Annotated in this window: 17 protein-coding genes; 7 read left to right on the top strand and 10 right to left on the bottom strand. The window is 44.8% G+C overall.

Translation table 11 applies throughout. The annotated features are described in order from the left end of the window. Positions 1–372 precede the first annotated feature (372 nt). Positions 373–1,350: a zinc-binding dehydrogenase gene (locus tag ACTXGH_RS05400; protein ID WP_439296159.1), complete on the bottom strand. Its 978-nt coding sequence runs from the start codon at positions 1,348–1,350 to the stop codon at positions 373–375. 611 nt (positions 1,351–1,961) lie between these two features. Between ACTXGH_RS05400 and ACTXGH_RS05395 the strand changes: the two genes are divergently transcribed. The 5 genes from ACTXGH_RS05395 (at position 1,962) to oppF (ending at position 7,912) form a co-directional block, all read left to right on the top strand. Further along, the gene (locus tag ACTXGH_RS05395; RefSeq protein ID WP_439296158.1) at positions 1,962–3,635 is read left to right on the top strand and encodes an ABC transporter substrate-binding protein; all 1,674 of its coding nucleotides are present in this window, start codon (positions 1,962–1,964) and stop codon (positions 3,633–3,635) included. A 153-nt stretch (positions 3,636–3,788) separates the two neighbouring features. After that, on the top strand, positions 3,789–4,709 hold the full coding sequence (oppB, locus tag ACTXGH_RS05390; protein ID WP_299185808.1) for an oligopeptide ABC transporter permease OppB: 921 nt from the start codon (positions 3,789–3,791) through the stop codon (positions 4,707–4,709). A gap of 78 nt (positions 4,710–4,787) precedes the next feature. After that, complete coding sequence (gene oppC / locus ACTXGH_RS05385) at positions 4,788–5,693, top strand: oligopeptide ABC transporter permease OppC (protein ID WP_299185809.1); 906 nt, start codon at positions 4,788–4,790, stop codon at positions 5,691–5,693. A 12-nt stretch (positions 5,694–5,705) separates the two neighbouring features. Continuing rightward, positions 5,706–6,854: an oligopeptide ABC transporter ATP-binding protein OppD gene (oppD, locus tag ACTXGH_RS05380; protein ID WP_439262588.1), complete on the top strand. Its 1,149-nt coding sequence runs from the start codon at positions 5,706–5,708 to the stop codon at positions 6,852–6,854. A gap of 2 nt (positions 6,855–6,856) precedes the next feature. Next, a complete protein-coding gene (oppF, locus tag ACTXGH_RS05375) occupies positions 6,857–7,912 on the top strand; it encodes a murein tripeptide/oligopeptide ABC transporter ATP binding protein OppF (protein WP_439296157.1) in 1,056 nt (351 codons plus the stop codon). On the opposite strand, the gene ACTXGH_RS05370 is transcribed toward oppF, so the two are convergent. The 8 genes from ACTXGH_RS05370 to ACTXGH_RS05335 all read right to left on the bottom strand — a co-directional run bounded on the left by ACTXGH_RS05370 (position 7,906) and on the right by ACTXGH_RS05335 (position 15,627). After that, positions 7,906–8,157, bottom strand: coding sequence for a DUF2798 domain-containing protein (locus ACTXGH_RS05370; protein WP_439262586.1), 252 nt, complete (start codon positions 8,155–8,157; stop codon positions 7,906–7,908). The two genes, oppF and ACTXGH_RS05370, sit on opposite strands and share 7 nt — an antisense overlap. Before the next feature lie 119 nt (positions 8,158–8,276). Next, the gene (locus tag ACTXGH_RS05365) at positions 8,277–9,791 is read right to left on the bottom strand and encodes an MATE family efflux transporter (RefSeq protein WP_439262584.1); all 1,515 of its coding nucleotides are present in this window, start codon (positions 9,789–9,791) and stop codon (positions 8,277–8,279) included. Between the two features lie 372 nt (positions 9,792–10,163). Then, positions 10,164–11,207: an NAD(P)H-dependent flavin oxidoreductase gene (locus ACTXGH_RS05360; RefSeq protein WP_439296156.1), complete on the bottom strand. Its 1,044-nt coding sequence runs from the start codon at positions 11,205–11,207 to the stop codon at positions 10,164–10,166. 251 nt (positions 11,208–11,458) lie between these two features. After that, a complete protein-coding gene (locus tag ACTXGH_RS05355) occupies positions 11,459–11,836 on the bottom strand; it encodes a DsrE family protein (protein WP_439262580.1) in 378 nt (125 codons plus the stop codon). Between the two features lie 153 nt (positions 11,837–11,989). After that, positions 11,990–12,532 (bottom strand): acyl-CoA thioesterase, encoded by a 543-nt coding sequence (locus ACTXGH_RS05350; protein WP_439296155.1) that lies wholly within the window; start codon positions 12,530–12,532, stop codon positions 11,990–11,992. Between the two features lie 48 nt (positions 12,533–12,580). Next, entirely contained in the window at positions 12,581–13,741 is a 1,161-nt protein-coding gene (locus ACTXGH_RS05345) for a YheT family hydrolase (RefSeq protein ID WP_439296154.1), read from the bottom strand. 197 nt (positions 13,742–13,938) lie between these two features. Beyond that, a complete protein-coding gene (locus ACTXGH_RS05340) occupies positions 13,939–14,970 on the bottom strand; it encodes a YheT family hydrolase (protein WP_439296153.1) in 1,032 nt (343 codons plus the stop codon). Positions 14,971–15,030: 60 nt separating this feature from the next. Next, positions 15,031–15,627, bottom strand: coding sequence for a YigZ family protein (locus ACTXGH_RS05335; protein WP_439296152.1), 597 nt, complete (start codon positions 15,625–15,627; stop codon positions 15,031–15,033). A 223-nt stretch (positions 15,628–15,850) separates the two neighbouring features. Between ACTXGH_RS05335 and ACTXGH_RS05330 the strand changes: the two genes are divergently transcribed. Then, positions 15,851–16,555 (top strand): pseudouridine synthase, encoded by a 705-nt coding sequence (locus ACTXGH_RS05330; RefSeq protein ID WP_439296151.1) that lies wholly within the window; start codon positions 15,851–15,853, stop codon positions 16,553–16,555. Between the two features lie 399 nt (positions 16,556–16,954). Continuing rightward, positions 16,955–18,031, top strand: a complete 1,077-nt coding sequence (locus ACTXGH_RS05325) for a disulfide isomerase DsbC N-terminal domain-containing protein (RefSeq protein ID WP_439296150.1) — start codon at positions 16,955–16,957, stop codon at positions 18,029–18,031. A 115-nt stretch (positions 18,032–18,146) separates the two neighbouring features. Here ACTXGH_RS05325 and ACTXGH_RS05320 read toward each other — a convergent pair whose 3' ends face one another. After that, positions 18,147–18,806: a DUF2939 domain-containing protein gene (locus ACTXGH_RS05320; RefSeq protein ID WP_439262569.1), complete on the bottom strand. Its 660-nt coding sequence runs from the start codon at positions 18,804–18,806 to the stop codon at positions 18,147–18,149. Between the last annotated feature and the right edge of the window lie 387 nt (positions 18,807–19,193).

The raw sequence follows: 19,193 nt of genomic DNA, 5'->3' as shown, positions 1-19,193 counted from the left end.
AAGTTTGAGTACTTAAAGAGATATAAGCTTGATAACATAGTCAAATCACTTTAAAACCGATACAGTGCTGCTGGAATGGATTTTGCGAAGCCTCTGGAGTGCGAAGCACACAGCAAGCGAGGAAAATTTATACCAGTAGCACGTAGCTAATAATGTATTGATTTTATTTAGTACTGACTATAATTTGCTACTTATAGACGATAACAACTCAGACTAAGCGTTCTCAACTTGATTTTGGTTACCTAACGTTGTTACTTGCTTATCATTGTAAATTCGATGAATGGGTTACTATTGTTAAATAAAAACATAAAAAAATGGCAGCATTCTAAGAAGAACACTGCCATCACTGATAGTTTTAGTATTGACTAAAAACTAAGGCTTCAAAAGCACTTTGCCTGTTTTTTCAGACTGCAATTTACCATCGACTGCTTTGATGATATCCGCCAGATCAAAAGTTGCTTCAACGGGCAGCTTTAACTTGCCATCAACGGCGCGCTCGATCAGCTCATCAACCAAACGCTGCTTGTTTTCGACACTCATTTCTTGACTGATTTTGCTGCCCCAAAAGCCTTTTAACGTTGCTTGCTTAAATATCATATCAGTAGGATTGAGCGCCATTGGCTTGCCTGACATTGCGCCAAAGACAGCAAACGTACCATAGTGACCTAGCAATGACAGTAAATCACCACTGGCCTCACCGCCGACCGAGTCTACTGCGGCGCTGATGCTGTCATCGCTTATGATGTTACGGACTTGATCTTTCCAGTCGTCATCTGAGTTATTGATATTGTTTTTGATACCAAGCGCTTCTAACTCTTGTAATGCATCGCTACTGCGTACCACATTAATGGTATTCACCCCGCGCGCCGCAGCCAACATCGCAAGCGACTTACCGACTGCGCCATTGGCGGCATTATGAATAATCCATTGCCCACTCTCTACTTCTAAGAACTCAAGTAGCATAAGAGCGCTGAGCGGCATAGCGATCAATTGTGCCGCCATCTCGTCTTCTAAGCTGTCCGGTATAGGGAATATCATACTGGCAGGTGCGGTAAAGTATTCAGCCCACGTTGCTTGGACGCTTGCTGCCGCAATACGCTGACCGACTTTTAGGTCTTTGACGTCACTACCGACAGCATCGATGATCCCCAAGGCTTCAGAACCACCGATCGCTGGCAGTTCAGGTTTAAAGCCGTATTTGCCACGAATGGTAAGCAGATCATGGTTGTGAATCGAGGCGAGTACGGTTTTGACTCGCACCTCGGTAGCCTTTGGCTCTGGAATAGGGCTGTCACCAAGGCTCAATACCTCAGTCGGTTTGCCAAAAGTCTCATAAGTTGCGCTACGCATAATAAATCCTTTTTTGTTTTTGATTGGTGAAAAACTACCAGCCACAGTAGCAAGTCGCGCGTGTCTATCGCAACATCAGTTTGGTTAATGAACGTTGTCATCGACTTACAATCACAAGGTAACATCACTTCTATTAAGATTCAGACCAAACAGTCAAATAAACCCCTACTGAGCATTGTAGGCTATTGAAAAATTTTGACTACAATTCATAACAGAAGAGCAGTCTTTTGATGAAAGGTCGGTTTTAAGCGATAAAAGCGATAAATCTTGTGCAAAAATTCATAAACTGACAGGGTTTTTCATCATTTTGACCCAATAGCATCATCGTCTTAAGAGACTCTTTCTACCTCATATCCTCTCCAAATTCTTAAAAGCTGTTGACATTCATAACTTTTTTTATTATTAATGTTACCAATAGTTTTCTAATTTGTGTTATCAATAGGTAATAGTAACTGCTCATTTAGACCTAAAAGGGTTTGGTTGAAGCGTTGTAATTACAAGGTGAAAGGTCTAAATATGACCTTTAATGACATAAGTAAGAGATACTAAACTTAAATGGATTTACTAAAAGATTGGGCAAGCTGCTTGCCATCTGCCCGATAGGATATCATATGACTTTCAACCCTACCTCCCTGCGTACTACCGTCTTTTTACCCACTTCTCTTGTACTTGCTATGTTTATGACGGGCTGTAGCGACAATACTGCCAACACCAGCAATGCCGATGCTGCAGCTGACATTGACCCTAATGTCTTGGCTGAAACGCAAGAGCTGACCATCAACAACGGCACCGAGCCTGAGTCGCTAGATCCGCATAAAGTATCGGGCGTACCCGAATCTAATATTGGTCGTCAAATACTTGAGGGCCTGACCAATACCGATGCTGATGGCAAAACTATCCCAGCAATGGCAACCAGCTGGGAGAGCGACGATAACAAGGTATGGACGTTTAAACTGCGTGATGCCAACTGGTCAAATGGTGATCCGGTTACCGCAGAGGATTTCGCTTATAGTATGCGTCGTTTGGTCGATCCAAATACAGCGTCCCCTTATTCAAGCTATTTGGTCGATGCCAAAGTGAAAGGCGCCGATCAAATCGTTGAGGGCGCCGCCGGTACTGAGACGCTAGGCGTAGAAGCCATCGACGATAAGACGCTGCAGGTGACACTAACAGAACCAGTACCGTACTTCCCCGATATGCTGATTCATAATTCAGTTAAACCAGTACATCAAAAGACTGTCGAAGAATTTGGCGATAAGTGGACAGACCCTGCTAATATCGTAGTCAATGGCCCCTATACCGTCAGTAAATGGCAGATCAACGACGAGCTGGTGCTATCGCGCAACTCTGAGTATTACGATGACGCCAATACTACGCTTGATACGATTACCATGTTACCGATTCCTTCTAGCGTGACTGATGTATCGCGCTATCAGGCAGGTGAGGTTGATGTAACCTATAATGAGATTCCAACCGAGCAATTTAACTCTTTGCAAACAGATTATGGAAAAGAGCTGAGAGTATCGCCTTACCTTTGTACTTACTATTATGAATTTAATACCGTAAAACCGCCTTTTGATGATCCTAAAGTACGCCGCGCTTTGGCGCTAGCCTTAGATCGTGACACTATCGTTGATAAGGTAATCGGTCAAGGCCAAACGGCCGCTTATCAGCTGACGCCTACTGTGACCAATGGTGATGTGGCAAACACACCAGAGTGGTCCAGTTGGGATCAAGACAAGCGTATCGCTGAGGCCAAAAAACTACTCAATGAAGCAGGGTATGATGAGAATAACCCGCTTAGCTTTGAGCTACTCTACAATACCAATGACAATCATAAAAAGGTCGCGGTTGCTGCCACTTCATTATGGAAGCAAGCACTTGGGTTTGTCGATGTTAATTTAGTCAATAAAGAATGGAAAACCTACCTTGATACGCGCCGTAACGGTAATTATGAAATTGCGCGTGCTGGCTGGTGTGCGGATTACAATGAGCCTTCAGCCTTTTTAAATATCACAAAATCCGACAATAGCGGCAACTACGGTAAATACAATAGCCCCAAATTTGACAGTCTGATGGCGCAAACCCTAAAACCTGGGGTCACCGATGCGCAACGTGCAGATTTGTATCAGCAAGCAGAGGCTCAGTTGGATGACGATATGGGGCTGTTAAACATCTATCACTACGTCAGTCCGCGAATGGTTAAGCCTTATGTTATCGGATTTTCGGAGAATGATCCTTTGGGCAATTGGCAGGGCAAAAATATCTCTATTGCCAAACACTAGTCATTAAATCACATTTATGAGTGAGCGCTATAAAAAATATTTGTTCTGATTTATAGCGCTTGTCTGTTTGGACTTATAAATCTTGAAGGTCATTGTTTCAAGAAAAATTTTAGAGATAGGAACCTTTATACAAGGGTTCTATAAAGAGGTTCTATGCTAAAGCTCATCTTTCGGCGTATCTTAGAAGCCATTCCGACCATGTTCGTTTTGATTACCGTGTCCTTTTTTATGATGCGCCTAGCGCCTGGTAGTCCTTTTACAACAGAGCGCAACTTATCACCTGCGGTATTGGCAAATATTGAAGCCAAATATAATCTTAACGACCCAATGTGGCTACAATATGTCAACTACTTAAAGCAGTTGGCAGTAGGCGACTTTGGGCCGTCTTTTAAGTACAAAGACTATACGGTCAATGAGCTGTTGTCCCAGTCTCTACCCGTCTCGTTAGAGCTTGGATTTTATGCCTTTGTAGTAGCAGTGGTACTGGGTTTGGCACTTGGTATTATCGCTGCACTCAAGCAAAACTCATGGCTTGATTACGTGCTCATGGCTTTTGCGATGACCGGCGTTGTGATTCCAAGCTTTGTCAAAGCGCCGTTACTCGTGCTTATTTTTGCCATCATTTTGCAGTGGTTACCGGCAGGCGGCTGGAACGATGGCGCAGTGCAAAACCTTATCCTGCCCGTGACTGCGTTAGCGCTGGCTTATGTGGCAAGTATCGCGCGGATCATGCGTGGCTCGATGATCGAGGTGATGAACAGCCAATATATACGCACCGCCAAATCTAAAGGGTTACCGATGCGTCAGATTGTGTTAAAGCATGCTTTGCGTCCAGCGTCGCTACCTGTTATTTCTTATCTAGGCCCTGCTTTTGTGGGTATTATCACAGGCTCTATTGTTATTGAAACCATCTTTGGTCTACCGGGTATCGGTCAGTTATTTGTCAATGGAGCGCTTAATCGCGATTATGGTGTGGTGCTGAGTCTGACCATTTTGGTTGGCGTATTGACCATTGCTTTTAACGCTATTGTCGATATTTTATACGCCGTTATTGATCCCAAAGTTCAGTATTGATTGTGATCAAAAACGAGCCGTTATCTAGAGCGCACTGCCGCTTAACACTTTAAATGACAGATTATTAAAAGGACGACTATGAGCCTTATCGCAGACCAACCTACTGGCATGGCTGATTTGCCTACCAAAGAGATTAAAGGCCGTAGCCTTTGGCAAGATGCGTGGCGACGCTTTTATCAAAACAAAGCCGCAGTGGCCAGCTTTTTTATTTTATTGCTGGTCGGTGCTTTTGTGATATTTGTACCGATGCTAGCGCCTTATGGGTATGCTGAGACCGATTGGAGCTTTATGCAAGCGGCGCCATCGATTGAAAACCAGCATTATTTTGGTACCGACTCGCTCGGTCGCGACTTGCTCGTACGTACTGCAATGGGCGGACGGATATCTTTATTAGTCGGTATCGCAGGCGCAACGGTGGCGGTATTGGTTGGTACCGTGTATGGCGCAACGTCAGGCTATCTTGGTGGTAAAGTCGATATGATCATGATGCGCTTCTTGGAGATTTTAAGCGCCTTTCCATTTATGTTCTTTGTGATTTTGCTAGTGACTATATTTGGTCGTAATCTTATTTTAATTTTCGTCGCTATAGGCTTGGTTTCTTGGCTTGATGTGGCGCGTATTGTGCGTGGTCAGACGCTGAGTCTTAAAAGTAAAGAGTTTATCGAAGCGGCGCACGTCGGTGGGGTGTCAGGGTTTAATATTATCCTGCGTCATATCGTGCCAAACGTGCTCGGCGTGGTGGTGGTTTATGCTTCCTTACTGGTACCGACGATGATTTTATTTGAGTCGTTCTTAAGTTTCTTAGGACTGGGTGTACAAGAGCCGATGACCAGTTGGGGCGCGCTGCTACAAGAAGGCTCGCAGACTATGCAAGTAGCACCATGGCAGATTTTGATTCCGTCTGCATTTTTGGTCATTACTCTATTTTGCTTTAACTTTATCGGCGATGGTCTGCGTGATGCGTTTGATCCCAAAGATCGCTAGGAGGTCGACACTATGACAACTCAAAATATCAATACCGCCGCTCAAAACCATGCTAAAAATGATACTAAAAACAGTCCTCCTAAAAAAATAGTTTCGACCATTCGTGATGACAGTAGGGACGCGCCTGTAGATAGCCGCTCTGAGAAAAACAGCTTACTGACCGTCAAAGATTTATCTGTACAGTTTACGACAGAAGACGGTCTGGTGACCGCGGTAAATGGTCTAAATTTTAACCTCAATGAAGGGGAGACTTTAGGCATCGTTGGTGAATCCGGCTCTGGTAAATCGCAAACCGCCTTTGCCATTATGGGGCTGTTGGCTAAAAATGGCCGCACTCAAGGTTCGGTACGTTTTGAAGGTCAGGAGCTGCTAGGACTACCGCAAAAGGCATTGAATAAAATCCGCGCTGAGCAAGTCGCGATGATCTTTCAAGATCCGATGACCTCCCTGAACCCTTATATGAAAATAGGCGATCAGCTTGCCGAGGTTTTGATTTTACATAAAGGCATGAGTAAAAAGGCGGCTTGGGCTGAATCGATAAAAATGCTCGACGCAGTTAAGATTCCAGAAGCCAAAAAACGTATCGGTATGTATCCACATGAGTTCTCAGGTGGTATGCGTCAGCGCGTGATGATCGCTATGGCGCTCTTATGTCGCCCTAAACTCTTGATTGCTGATGAGCCAACGACAGCGCTTGATGTCACTGTACAAGCGCAGATTATGGTGCTACTCAACGAGCTTAAGCGCGACTTTGGTACGACCATTGTGATGATTACTCATGATTTGGGCGTGGTCGCGGGTATCTGCGATCGGGTATTGGTCATGTATGCAGGGCGAACCATGGCGTATGGCGAGACCGAGGAGATATTTTATACGCCGACGCATCCGTATACGATTGGCCTGCTCAAAGCCATTCCGCGTCTTGACGATAAAGGTGGTAAGCTTGCGACCATTCCAGGCAGTCCGCCGAACTTGCTAAACTTGCCGACTGGCTGTCCGTTTCATGAGCGTTGTCCGCACGCGATGGATATCTGTCGCGATGTGCCACCGCCGCTTGAGTTCTTACCGCATGAGCGTCAGCGCGCCTGTTATTGGCAGCCTGAGATGCAAGTGGATACGTCAGCAAAGAGCAATACCAATCTATTGAATTTGGAGGGTTAGGCATGACCACAGCGAATGTAGAGACCATTAACACGACCAGTCAAGCGCCTGATCTAACGCTGAACCAAACCCCACTATTACAAGTGCAAGATGTGCGCACAAGCTTCGCTATCAAGCGCAAAGGCTCGTACTTTTGGCAAAAGCCCGATACCTTAAAAGCAGTTGATGGCGTATCTTTTGAGTTGTTTGCCGGCGAGACCTTAGGCGTGGTTGGGGAGTCAGGCTGCGGTAAATCCACACTTGCTCGAACGATCATCGGACTGGTACGTGCCAATTCGGGTAGCATTAAGTTCAATGATGCTGAGATCGTGGGCGCCTCCAAAAAGACTATGAGAATAAAGCGCAAAGACATTCAGATGATCTTCCAAGACCCGCTGGCTTCCTTGAATCCGCGCATGACCGTCGGCGATATCATCGCTGAGCCATTGCGTACTTATTATCCAAAGATGAAAAAGGCGGAAGTGCAAGACGAAGTACGCGCCATTATGAAAAAGGTGGGCCTACTCTCCAATCAAATCAACCGCTATCCGCACGAGTTCTCAGGCGGTCAGTGTCAGCGTATTGGTATCGCGCGTGCACTGATATTGAAGCCCAAAATCATTATCTGCGATGAACCTGTCTCCGCCCTTGATGTCTCTATTCAAGCGCAGGTTATTAACTTATTGCAAGATATTCAAGAAGAGATGGGGCTGGCGCTCATTTTTATTGCTCATGATCTATCGGTGGTCAAACATATTGCCGATCGAGTGCTGGTGATGTATTTGGGTCACGCGGTTGAGCTTGGGGTGGACAAAGCAGTCTACGGCAATCCAACCCATCCTTATACTCAAGCGCTGATGTCAGCGGTGCCATTACCTGACCCTATCGCTGAGCGTAACAAAACCATTCAGCTGTTAGAAGGTGACTTGCCCAGTCCTATTCATCCGCCATCTGGCTGTGTGTTTCGCACCCGTTGTCCGCTCGCTGACGCAGAGTGCGCGCAGATCGAGCCAGTACTGGAGGGAACGATCAATCATAGGGTAGCTTGTTTAAAAAACAAGGTTGAGACTACTCAATAAAATTCAATCCGACTAAGTATATGCTCCTGCACCAGATACGCGCAAACATAAGCACTTGGCCAAGCGAATATAAATGCCAGCCCCCATGACCCCAGTAGATCAGCGAAGAAATGATCACTATAGCCTGTTTTGACCAGTATCAACGCAGTCGAGATAATAAGCGACATCATCAGTGCCATGAGTCCTGTAAAGACTAGGCGGTAGTACTTGCGACGCATGCGTATTCTAAGGGTGGGAAGAGCCATGATAATTTTAGTCCTTAATTTTTCATCATTTAATGAAAATTTTTGATGATACACTAGCGCAATTTTGGCTTAGTAAATACGTTACACCGGTAATCACAATTACCTGATTAACCTTGTAATCATGAACGCTGAGCAACCGCTCTTTTATCTTCAGATTGCTCCCATGACGTCGTCGGTGTCACATCACGGCACGCCGAACAAGTGCCTGCATGGGCGCGATAACCCTCGGTTGTTTGTGCCGCTTCCTCTTCAGGTAACAGCTTACCTTTACGCCAGCCGCCATACAGATACAATCCTGCTCCCATAAGCGCGGTCGCTACCATTCCCGCTGGAAACGATAGCCAAAGCGCGTCACTACCAAGGGTTGAATAAAATCCAAACGCGAAGCCAAGCCGCACAGGATACATTGAAATTACCATCACAATCAGTGGCCAGATTACATAGCCATTGGCACGCATGGTACCAAAAAATACCTGCGCTATGCCAAAAAACACAAAGCCCCATGTTGCCATCAGTTGAATATGACGCCCAATCGGTACCGCTGGACTATCACTACCGAGGAAAAGGCTTAAGACAGCTTCATCAAATATTGTCAGCGCTACGATGACAGCGCCTGTCAACACCACATTAAAGACAAGCCCCCAGTGAGTTATTTTTGCCACCCTATTCCATTGTCCTGCCCCGATGTTTTGCGCCACCATGGCGCTTGCTGCTGCACTGAGCGCCATTGCAGGCATCTGTACATAGGTCCAAAGCTGCTGCGTGGCACTATAAGCGGCTGTCGTCTGCACTCCCTCGCGGTTGATCAAAGAAAGCATCGTCAGTGCCGCTGACGAGATGACGATCATCTGAAGACCCATCGGCAGCCCTTTTGAAAACATTGATTTTAGAATTTCTCTATCTGCACGCAAAAACCGCAGCTCAGGCTTACTAAGCGCCAGCACAGAACCACGAAAATACATAGTGGTAAGAATGCCAATCAGCGCCAATGTATTGGCAACGGCAGTAGCAAATGCTGAACCAAAGATACCCCATTCAGGGAAGGGTCCGAGGCCCAAAATAAGCGTAGGGGTCAACACCAAATCAATAGCGACCGACATCGATATGAACCAAAGCGGCGTCGTAGAATCACCCGTACCACGTAACGCCATCATGATCAGCGTAAAGGTTAGGGTAACCGGCATAGCAACGAATATCATGCGCAGATAACTCAGAGCCAGATCCACAGCACTTGGCGGCGTCCCTAATAAATCAAGCAGCAGTGGCGCAAATATCCATCCTACAGCCGCGACCAACACACTTATTGGAATAATACTACCAAGCGCTGTACCCATGGTGCGTTTGACCACATCCTCATTGCGCTGACCCATGGCTTGACCGATTAAGATCGTTGACGCCATACCAAAGCCAAACACAAAGGATATCAGGATAAACATCAAGATATTGCCGTTTGCCGTCGCCGCCAGCGCTTCTTCACCCAAAAACCGTCCTACCCAAATAGCATTGATTGAGCCATTTAAGGATTGCAGCGCCGATGAGCCAAGCGTTGGCAAGGCAAACAGGAGCATCGTTTTGGCAATCGACCCTTGGGTAAGGTCACGTTGTTTACTGGAAGATATGTCTGTATTACTCAATGTTTATCCTTTGGCGCTATCTGGGGCTGACTAAACGAAACGCTTATCATAGACGAGAAAGCTTATGCCGTCTTTATTAGAGCTGTAAACCCGCGGCATGCTTTATGATCATTTGACTGTCATTTTTTATGAGATGGTCATACAGTTTACAGAGGAAGGTAAAAGTCAGTTATATGCCGATGAGCGAAGCGGTAAAAGAAACGCTGAAGAATTATAATTCGTTTCGGGAGGGGCCAAAGAGGTAGTTAAATAGTTATTTAAGTATAGATGGTAGGCTGGGTTTTTAACCCAGCATTTTCCTTGCAAAGCTAAAATTACAGTACAATTTTTTAACGCTTCTCAGGGTTAAAAACTGGGCCTACGCTAATTAAATTACAACTCTTTTACCAGTCGCTCTAGCAATTCAATCGTGCCTTCTTGTCTGACCAAAGCGACTCCTTGTCCTGCCCATAAAGACTGATGTTCTGCATCAAGAGTCTTTTTTGCATGGGCACGCAAGTCTTTGGTCATGGCATTTAATTGTGGGTAAGGCGGTAGCTCATGCGCGTTTTCAAATTGCGCAAAATCACGTAAATAATCATTTAATAAGCCGCGTGCCTGCTTACCTGAAAACAGCCGCGTTAAGCGTGTTTCGCTACTGCGATTATCTTGACTGGCATCGAGTAGCGCCTGTTTATAGGTAGCATTGATACCGCACTTATCTGTGGTCAAAAATGCCGTACCGATTTGTGCCAGCTCAGCCCCTGCTGTTTGAATTGCTTTGATGGCTTGCCCAGTCATAATCCCACCCGCAGCGATTAACGGAATATCGGTGCAAGCCCGCGTTTGACTAATCAGCGTCAATAATCCCATTGGATCGTTTGCGCTTTGTGGCAACCAACCACCGCGATGTCCACCAGCTTCTACCCCCTGCACGCATACTGCGTCAGCGCCAATCTCTGCCCATGCTTTTGCTTCCAATGGATGATTGGCGGTACCGATGACGCGTGTGCCTAGACTCTGTAAATGCTGCACTTGCTCGGCGCTGATAATACCAAAGGTAAAGCTGGCTACAGGGACGGGATTGTCATAGAGCACTTGTAGTTGATCTGCAAAGCTTAGCGCTGGTCGTTCAGGTAACGCCATTTCTATATTTTTTTCTTGATAGAAATTACTTAGCCAAGCAGGAATCTCGCTATCTAACGTACTGGAGTCATGCTCAGACAACACCATCAGATTGATCATAAAAGGGCGGTCGGTGAGCGATTTAATAGTGTCAATTTGCTTATCCAAAACATCTGGCGCCGTCGTGCTAGACCCCAATGATCCCAATCCGCCAAAGTTACTGACTGTCGCCGCCAGCTCGGGCGTGGTTGCTCCTGCCATCGGTGCTTGAATGATAGGGCAGGCTAAATTAAGAGTATTCATTAAGGTCATGATGGGCTTCCTTGTTATCTTATTATGAGATTTGCATGACTTACTTTAACAAAGCCAGACAGCTTGCATGTTAGATAATGTGTATTTAGTTGTTCAATAAAAGGAGCAAATTTTGGCTACAAGATTGTAGTTAAAATAGTTGACTACGGTTTTGTAGTTAAGTGATACGTCAAAAAATAAGCCAGTTCCCCAAACCATCAAAAAGACAGTTAAGAAAACCAGCCCATTTTCACAACTTCAATTCTTAAGTTTTAGTTCAACTGCAAAGACCCCTTCGCATTCATCAATAGCTCAACCACATCATCGCCGCTGATGACGGTAAAGCGCTTATCGATGTCTGACTCTTCCACACCGCCGTGTTTCATACAGGCACCGCAGACTAAGACGTTACCACCTTTCTCTACAAACGCTTCTAGCAAATCCTTAGCAGGGTCGAACGGATCGCCAATATCGACGTTATCCAAAGCGTTCGGCAATGCTAGGTGTACCGCGTCTACCATCAGTATCACTGATGCAGAGTGACCTTTTTTAAGCGCGACACCTGCCATCGTAAAGGCTAAAGTAATTTTGCCTGGGTTTGACTCACTATTATCAAATAGCGTTCCAACGTAATCCGTATTATTAACCATTTTATTTTCCTTATTAGACTATATTTAATGGAATGTTCTACTCACTAATATCCTAACAATTATTATACGTATTTGTATAATGTAATGTTGTGGAATAGTAGTCTTAAGGTTAACTGGCTGCGAAAGATTATCAAAAATAAATTTACAGTTAGCCTAACCTAAAGGCGGCCATGGACGGTCATCATCACTCTCAATCCATTCTGCTACATAGCCAGTCGGCGGCATACCCCAATCAGACTTACCCATCGCATCCAGCACTTCTTGAGTTTCAATCACGCGCCCTTTGCTAGTGACGCCTGTCCGTAGTAGGGCAGACGAGCAGGGCTTGCCTTTCACCCACATTGATTGTTCCACGTAAATCCAGCGCTCATCAATAGCAGCGACGTGCGTCTTAATCGTGACCTTATCAAAAGCGCGAATGCGTTTGCGATATTGTACGGTGCTGCCAGCTACGACCAGCCCCCAACGTTTATGTAGTAATTGTTTACCAAGGCCAGTACGAATGGCAAAGTCAGTACGTCCCAAATCGAACAACGTCAGCACGCGACCATTATTCATCTCTAAAAAATTATCAATGTCTGTCAAGCTACAGTGAATCTCAATCTCGCTGGTATCTGCTAAGTCTAGTTGATCGGCTTTTTTATTAGCGATGACAGCCCTAGTGATAGATTTAGCATAACGGAAAAATGGATACATGACAGACTCTCAATAGTTTAGGGCTTAGGGTTAAGGCTCATTAGATGGTTATTCATGGGATGAAGTGTTTTCAGATGAAACATTATCAAGTGAAATATCGTTAGACGGAATGCCAATTGAGTGAAAAAAAGCGCTAACGGTTTCAGGTATCCAATTGATATCGAATTTTGAGGTCTTGGTTTTTTTACCATTCTTTTTCGATTGCTTAGAGCTGGATTTCACCTTGTCGGCCTGTTTGCTAGCTGAGCGATAACGCAGGTAACCAATATGTCCACCATGCTCGGTATCAAGGATAGTGACGCTATCAGAGACATCGCCTTGAGTGGCGGTAAAGCCAATAAAGGGATCATCTTTGGCACTAATCAGCAGTAGCGGATGGGTAACATTTATTAAGTAGGGTAGAGCTGATGAGGAGTGGTAATAGTCGTTTTTGGAGCGATAGCCATGACGCGGCGCGGTAAAGATATTATCAAAGTCACTGATACGATTGACCGACTTGATAGAGGCAATTTCCTCTACGGTGATATCATTTGCCAGTGCTTTCTTGATAATTGGATTGAGTAAATACGGCGTATAAATACGATGACTCAAGAAACTATGCATACTTAGAGCAGCTGACGACATATCGACAGGAGCGGAGATGACCACGGCACCCTCGCATAGCGCTTCATCACCATATTCACCCATGTATTTTGCCAGCGCATTACCGCCTAGCGAGACGCCTACCGCATAGATATGGGCATATTGCTCACGTAAATTCTGCAGCATGTGATGCACCTCTTCAGTGTCTCCAGCATTATAAAAGACGCGCCCGTTGGCCGGAATACCGCCACAACTGCGAAAGTGTGCCACTACAAAGTGCCAGCCATCGTTATGCATTTGATAGGCCAATGCGCGCGCATAATGGCTATCGCTACTACCTTCCATTCCGTGAAATAGCACGACTAAAGGTGTTTGCTCAAGTGTACCGTCGTTCGCTGCTTCTATTGGATGCGCATCGTAGAAGTCATAAGCAATGTCAGTCTCACACAACGAGTCTTGCTTGACTGCCCGCCGATACTTTGGCACTTCTGGCGCAAAAAACTTGGGCAAGATACTTTGCAGATGAGGATTAGTCAGCCAAAATGGTGGCTTAAAAGGAGCAGGAGCGAATGGCTTTGCGGTATTTGAAGGTTTTGAAGTTTGCTTTGAAGGTTTTGAAGTTTGCATAGGTCAGTCTTATATAAGTTGTTATCAAAAACAGTGACTTATCATACCGACTGACAGGGTTAAAACCAATGGTTTTCAGTGAACGCTTGGTTACTTAAAGATGGTTACTAAAATGGTATTAACTAGTCTAATATTTATGACATGGTTAAGGTCTGAGTAAAATTAATAGGAAGAGGATTGCCGCAAAGGGCAGTTATTTAAGCAGACGCAGCAGCGTTAAAAAACTGTAGCGCTATTTCTGGCACCCAATTGGTATCTAACCCTTTGTCTTTCCAACGTACAAAGCCAATGTGGCCACCATGCACCGGCTCGTACAATATCACGCTGTTTGAGACATCACCTGCCGTAGCATTAATACCCAAAAAAGGGTCGTCTTTAGCCGTGATAATCAGGGTTGGTTTGCTAATTTTATGCAGGTGCGGCATCGCCGAGGCTTGGCGATAATAGTCATAAGGCGAGCGGTAACCTAGGCGCGGCGCGGTAAAGGCCTCGTCAAACTCCTGAATGCGCTCGCTGGCGGTAATTTTATTGAGCTCTGTAACATCTAACTGCTGACTCAAAACCTTGGTCAGCATAGGGTTTAGTAAATAGGGTGTATATAGCCTGCGACCTATGAGGTTTTCCATCGCCGTTGTGGCTGATGCCAAATCAAGGGGCGCTGATACCACTGCTGCGGCTGCACAAATGGCATCATCACCATAATCTGCCATATAACGTGCCAATAAGTTTCCCCCTAGTGAGACTCCCAAAGCATAAATAGTTTCGTAGCGCTCGGCCAATACTCCCAGCGTATGATGGGTCTCTTCGCTATCACCAGCATGGTAGACCACCTTATCGGACATTGGCACGCCGCCGCAGCCACGAAAATGTCCCACTACAAAGTGCCAGCCTTGCTGCTTGACATAAGTGGCTAACGTCCGAGCATAATGACTGGCACTACTGCCCTCCATCCCATGAAATAATACTATCAATGGCGTTTTGTAACGTTGATTGTGTTCTGGTTGTGGCTCACTATTATCGATGAAATCATAAGCCACTTCACTGATTTGATGAGAGTCTAGTATTAGCTCGCGACGATAGGCAGGATTATGTTTGACAAGGACAGTAGGCAGGATGGTTTGTAAGTGGGCATTGCTGAGCCAAAAAGGCGGCTCAAAGGGCTCAAAGTTAAAAGTATTACCATTGATAATAGGCGGGGTTTTCAATTCTGCTAGGTTAAGTACTGGCATGGCAACTCTCTTGGTTTGACTGATTATTTTATTGCTATTTATTTTGAAGACTAGCGGTGATTACTCATCCTCTAGCACCCGTCCATCCATTGCCAGACGCTCTTTTAAAGTCTCAATATCAGCTTCAGCAATAGTCACGGTTAACGTAACCTGCTTACTATAATTTACGTCATCAATACTGCCATTTAAGCTTTCTACTACGTAGCGACATTGCGCTTCAGTAGCGAACTCTGCCAGTATTTGTACTTGAGCCATTGGTACATAAGGGCGCAATATCATCTCATCCACTGCCGCTTGCGCAGAGCCTGAATAAGCACGAGTCAGGCCGCCAGCACCCAGTTTAATACCACCAAAATAACGCACGACGATAATAATAACGTTACCGATAGACTTGTGCTGTAGGACGTTTAAAATAGGCCGACCTGCTGTACCGTTGGGTTCGCCATCATCATCAAAGCCTGCGCTCGTTGTATTGTCAGGGTCACCAATGATATAAGCCCAGCACCAATGACGTGCATCAGCATATTGTTCACGTAGCTGTTCCACGTGAAACATGGCTTGTTCTCGCGTGGTGACCGGATAAGCGTAAGTAATGAATTCAGATTTCTTGATTTCAAGACGAGCAGTGATGGCTTTTTGCAGGGTGTGATAACTCATATAATTAATCCAATCTGAAATTAGACATAGTGCCACTAGAAATAAATTTTGCGTAGCCTCTGTCTGCGTAGGCACAGCACGCAAGAAAAAATATTTTCAGTAGCACGTTAGCCCATATCGCAGTTTTGTTTTTAGCGTCTATATTGTTTTGATGATACACCTAGGTTTAGATGGGATATGTTAAACTTGCCTCACTATAACAAAACTAATGGTAGCAAATAGCATGCGTTTAGATAAATTTATTAGTAAAGCCACGGAACTGTCGCGCAAAGAATCCAAAAAAATTCTGCACGCAGGCGAAGTCACCGTCAACGACGAAGTTATCAAAGATCCTGGTGTACATGTCGATATCATTAACGATGATGTCATGTGGGTAGGCGAACCACTGTCAGTGGCGACAGGCAATCGTTATATTCTATTGCATAAGCCAGAAGGCTTTGAATGTACGTTAAAGGCTAAAGAATACCCTGTCGTTACCGAGCTGATCGCAGTACCAGAATTAGGCAGTTTGCGTATCGCCGGACGCCTCGATGTGGATACTACTGGGGCGTTACTGATGAGTGATGATGGCGGTTGGCTACATCGGGTGACCAGTCCTAAACACGAGCACGCAAAAGTCTACGAGTTGACCTTAGCAGATCCGATGGACAGCGAGGCGCAAGAAAAAGCTATCAAAAAGGTCGCTGAAGGTATTTTGCTAGAAGGGGATTACGAGCCGACTAAACCTGCGACACTCGAGTTCATTGATGAGATTCATGCTCGTCTGACGTTAGAGCAAGGCAAGTATCATCAGGTCAAACGTATGATGGGTTATTTCGGTAATAAGGTCGTTGAACTACACCGCGCCAGTATTGGTCATATTACATTAGAAGGTTTGGATAAAGGGGATAGCCGCTTTTTGACAGAAGAAGAAGTCGCGAAATTCTAGACTTTATGTAGCAGAAAAGTTGCCTCATACTCTTTCCAACATCCACTCGTAAAAAGCCAGTTACCCAAAACAACTATCAGCAGCAGGCACCGTATCGGTCGTCTGTTTGTTGATGTTGCCTGTCTCTTAAAGCTGGGTAGCAGTTTTGCAAAATAAAGCACTCAGCGCTTATCAAGTGCTTATAAAAATCTGCCAATGTGCTACAGTCTCAGCAGCTTAATTAATCTACTTTTTTACATAGTGTTGCTGTTTTCAATATAATCTTCTAAATATAGTTTCTTGTTTTAAAATTAAGAAATAAAGAACATGAATTAAAGTTCTTAATTAAAAGACCTTAATTGAAGAAAATTTAGAAGTTTTGATTCAGTAATCTACTACGAACTTGATAGGACAACGCTTGTGAAACGACCTGTATTAAAATTTGCTAGTCTTATTAGTACCATGTTATTAGTGACGACTGCCTGCGCTGAGCCAACCGTTAAGAACTCCATAAGTAAAAGTACGAGTCAAAACACTAGCCAAAACGCAAAGAATACAACAGCAACTGGCGAAGTTAGTGCTGCTATCGATAGTCAGCTACGCCAAGTGCTGACCCAAGCTGGTATTAAGACGCAAATTACTTCTATTTCGCCATCTAATTTACCTAACATGTATCAAGTTGATCTTGCTGGTCAAACGCCATTACATATTACTGCTGATGGCAAATACGTTATCCAAGGCGAGCTACAAAAGAACCCAAGCAAGCGTGTCGTGACCAAAACCCCAGCGCGTAGCAATAGTGCGCAAATAGGTATGCCAGTAAGCGCTGCGGTCAAATCTGCGGTACTTGCTAATATGAATGAGCTCAAAAACATGAGCGCTAAAACACCGTTCTTTTATACCGCGGTACCGGGCGTGCTTTGGGGCGCGACTTTAGAGGGTGTACCATTTTTATTATCCGATGACGCGCAATATATTACAGATGGTGAAATATCCGTCATTGAGAATGGTCAGTTTACCGGACTGGATGAAGAGTTTGAAAAGCGTAAAAACCAGTCGGTGTTTAAAACCTTAGATGACAAACAACTAATAACCTATCCAGCGACTAGCGCTGAGAGAGCCGTTATCTATGTAGCCGACGATGTGAATTGTCCTTATTGCCGCAGATTGCATCAACAACTACCGATGCTGAATGCAAAGGGCGTAACCGTAAAAGTCATCGGCTATCCAATATATGAGCAGTCACCGGCGCAAATGCGTGGTATTTGGTGTCAGGCAGATGATAGCAGTCGTCGCAAGGCATTTGATAAAGCCATGCTAACGGGTGCGATGACACCTGCATCAGCTAGCTGTAGCGCAGATTATGTGACACCGAACCGTGAAAAGGCAGCTGGACTGGCCGTTATAGCCACGCCTGCAATCTACCGTGAAGATGGGGTGCTCTATCAAGCCAGTTTTGAGAGTCCTGAGTTCTTAGAGTTCTTGGGAGTCAAGTAGATACCTCTGTCATTCTTCTTAAAGAAGATCGTCAATAAAAACCGCCTTATAAACTATGTTTATAGGGCGGTTTTTTATTGTATTTTATTCAAGATTTACGGCAGGACTAAATAACTTATGGCAACACGACATCTACGATTTTCCAGTCGATAAGGCCTTCACGCTGCATCTTTATAGTAATCGGGTAGCCTTTGACTTGACCACTAATGGTAAAGCAATTAAGACCACAATAGTTTAAGGTCGGCTTATCGCTGTCTGTCCCTTGAGCTGCCTGCTGCTCTAATTGGGCGGCTTGCTGATTCATCATCTGCTGCACTTGTTGTTTGACTACGATATCAACATCACCGCGATGAATAATCAAGTCCTGGATAAGGTTTTTAAGATCAATTTGATTGCTAGAGATTGCCCAAGCGGCGGCAAGCTCTTTGGTCGCAGTATTGGCTTGTCCTTGAGTATTGATCAGCCTCTCGATATTTTGCGGAGTAACTGCGCTATCTACTGCCTGCACAATAAAGCTATTAGCCGCTTTTGCCAGAGGCTCACCGCCAAGCTCTGCAACTAATGGGTACTGATTCATTGTATTGGAAAATCTACTGGTCAGTTGGGTCTTTATATTGGGCCGTACTCGGTCGTAATTGATGGCAGCCGCAATAGTCGCACCATCTTTATCATCATAAGCATTTTTGAGCTGATAGGCGCTGTAATAAGGCGAACCTGCATAAATAGCGACTATAATGACGACCAATAATGTAAACAGTGTTATAAGCTTTTTCATTGATTGGGCTACCTTTTAGCGGACTTGATATTATCAATATGGCGATAAATACTAGCATGACTTTGGTCAATATAAGTGTGAAAATGTTACGTAGGTTTGCTGCCTGAGTAATGACTATATAAGCGTTGATACAGCAATCAATAATTTAATAATTTGGTAACTTGATAAATCAACTTAGGGTCTCCATTAATAGCGCAAACATATATTAATTGATTTGGTTAAAGCAGCACACCGCCATTTTAACTCGCAATTTTCATATACTTCCTACATTTTTATCATATAGCTAATGTTTCATGTGAAACATATGCAGATGCCTAATTGTAAGAATTAACATGGTGGTTGATGAATTTGCCCGTTGGCGTGACTGTAATGACGAGAGGAGAGCCC

Origin of the sequence: Psychrobacter sp. 1Y10, assembly GCF_052259005.1 — a bacterium.
Classification (GTDB): domain Bacteria; phylum Pseudomonadota; class Gammaproteobacteria; order Pseudomonadales; family Moraxellaceae; genus Psychrobacter; species Psychrobacter saeujeotis.
Note: the sequence above shows the minus strand (reverse complement) of the source record. Positions and strands in the feature narration are given on the sequence as shown.

What these genes read in the sequence shown, in the direction of transcription:
- ACTXGH_RS05355 (WP_439262580.1), bottom strand. Translation starts at nt 11,836, where the DNA reads ATGGTTAATAATACGGATTACGTTGGAACGCTATTTGATAATAGTGAG.
- ACTXGH_RS05340 (WP_439296153.1), bottom strand. Translation starts at nt 14,970, where the DNA reads ATGCCAGTACTTAACCTAGCAGAATTGAAAACCCCGCCTATTATCAAT.
- ACTXGH_RS05330 (WP_439296151.1), top strand. Translation starts at nt 15,851, where the DNA reads ATGCGTTTAGATAAATTTATTAGTAAAGCCACGGAACTGTCGCGCAAA.
- oppC (WP_299185809.1), top strand. Translation starts at nt 4,788, where the DNA reads ATGAGCCTTATCGCAGACCAACCTACTGGCATGGCTGATTTGCCTACC.
- ACTXGH_RS05395 (WP_439296158.1), top strand. Translation starts at nt 1,962, where the DNA reads ATGACTTTCAACCCTACCTCCCTGCGTACTACCGTCTTTTTACCCACT.
- ACTXGH_RS05345 (WP_439296154.1), bottom strand. Translation starts at nt 13,741, where the DNA reads ATGCAAACTTCAAAACCTTCAAAGCAAACTTCAAAACCTTCAAATACC.
- ACTXGH_RS05350 (WP_439296155.1), bottom strand. Translation starts at nt 12,532, where the DNA reads ATGTATCCATTTTTCCGTTATGCTAAATCTATCACTAGGGCTGTCATC.
- ACTXGH_RS05335 (WP_439296152.1), bottom strand. Translation starts at nt 15,627, where the DNA reads ATGAGTTATCACACCCTGCAAAAAGCCATCACTGCTCGTCTTGAAATC.
- ACTXGH_RS05370 (WP_439262586.1), bottom strand. Translation starts at nt 8,157, where the DNA reads ATGGCTCTTCCCACCCTTAGAATACGCATGCGTCGCAAGTACTACCGC.
- ACTXGH_RS05320 (WP_439262569.1), bottom strand. Translation starts at nt 18,806, where the DNA reads ATGAAAAAGCTTATAACACTGTTTACATTATTGGTCGTCATTATAGTC.
- ACTXGH_RS05360 (WP_439296156.1), bottom strand. Translation starts at nt 11,207, where the DNA reads ATGACCTTAATGAATACTCTTAATTTAGCCTGCCCTATCATTCAAGCA.
- oppD (WP_439262588.1), top strand. Translation starts at nt 5,706, where the DNA reads ATGACAACTCAAAATATCAATACCGCCGCTCAAAACCATGCTAAAAAT.
- oppB (WP_299185808.1), top strand. Translation starts at nt 3,789, where the DNA reads ATGCTAAAGCTCATCTTTCGGCGTATCTTAGAAGCCATTCCGACCATG.
- oppF (WP_439296157.1), top strand. Translation starts at nt 6,857, where the DNA reads ATGACCACAGCGAATGTAGAGACCATTAACACGACCAGTCAAGCGCCT.
- ACTXGH_RS05400 (WP_439296159.1), bottom strand. Translation starts at nt 1,350, where the DNA reads ATGCGTAGCGCAACTTATGAGACTTTTGGCAAACCGACTGAGGTATTG.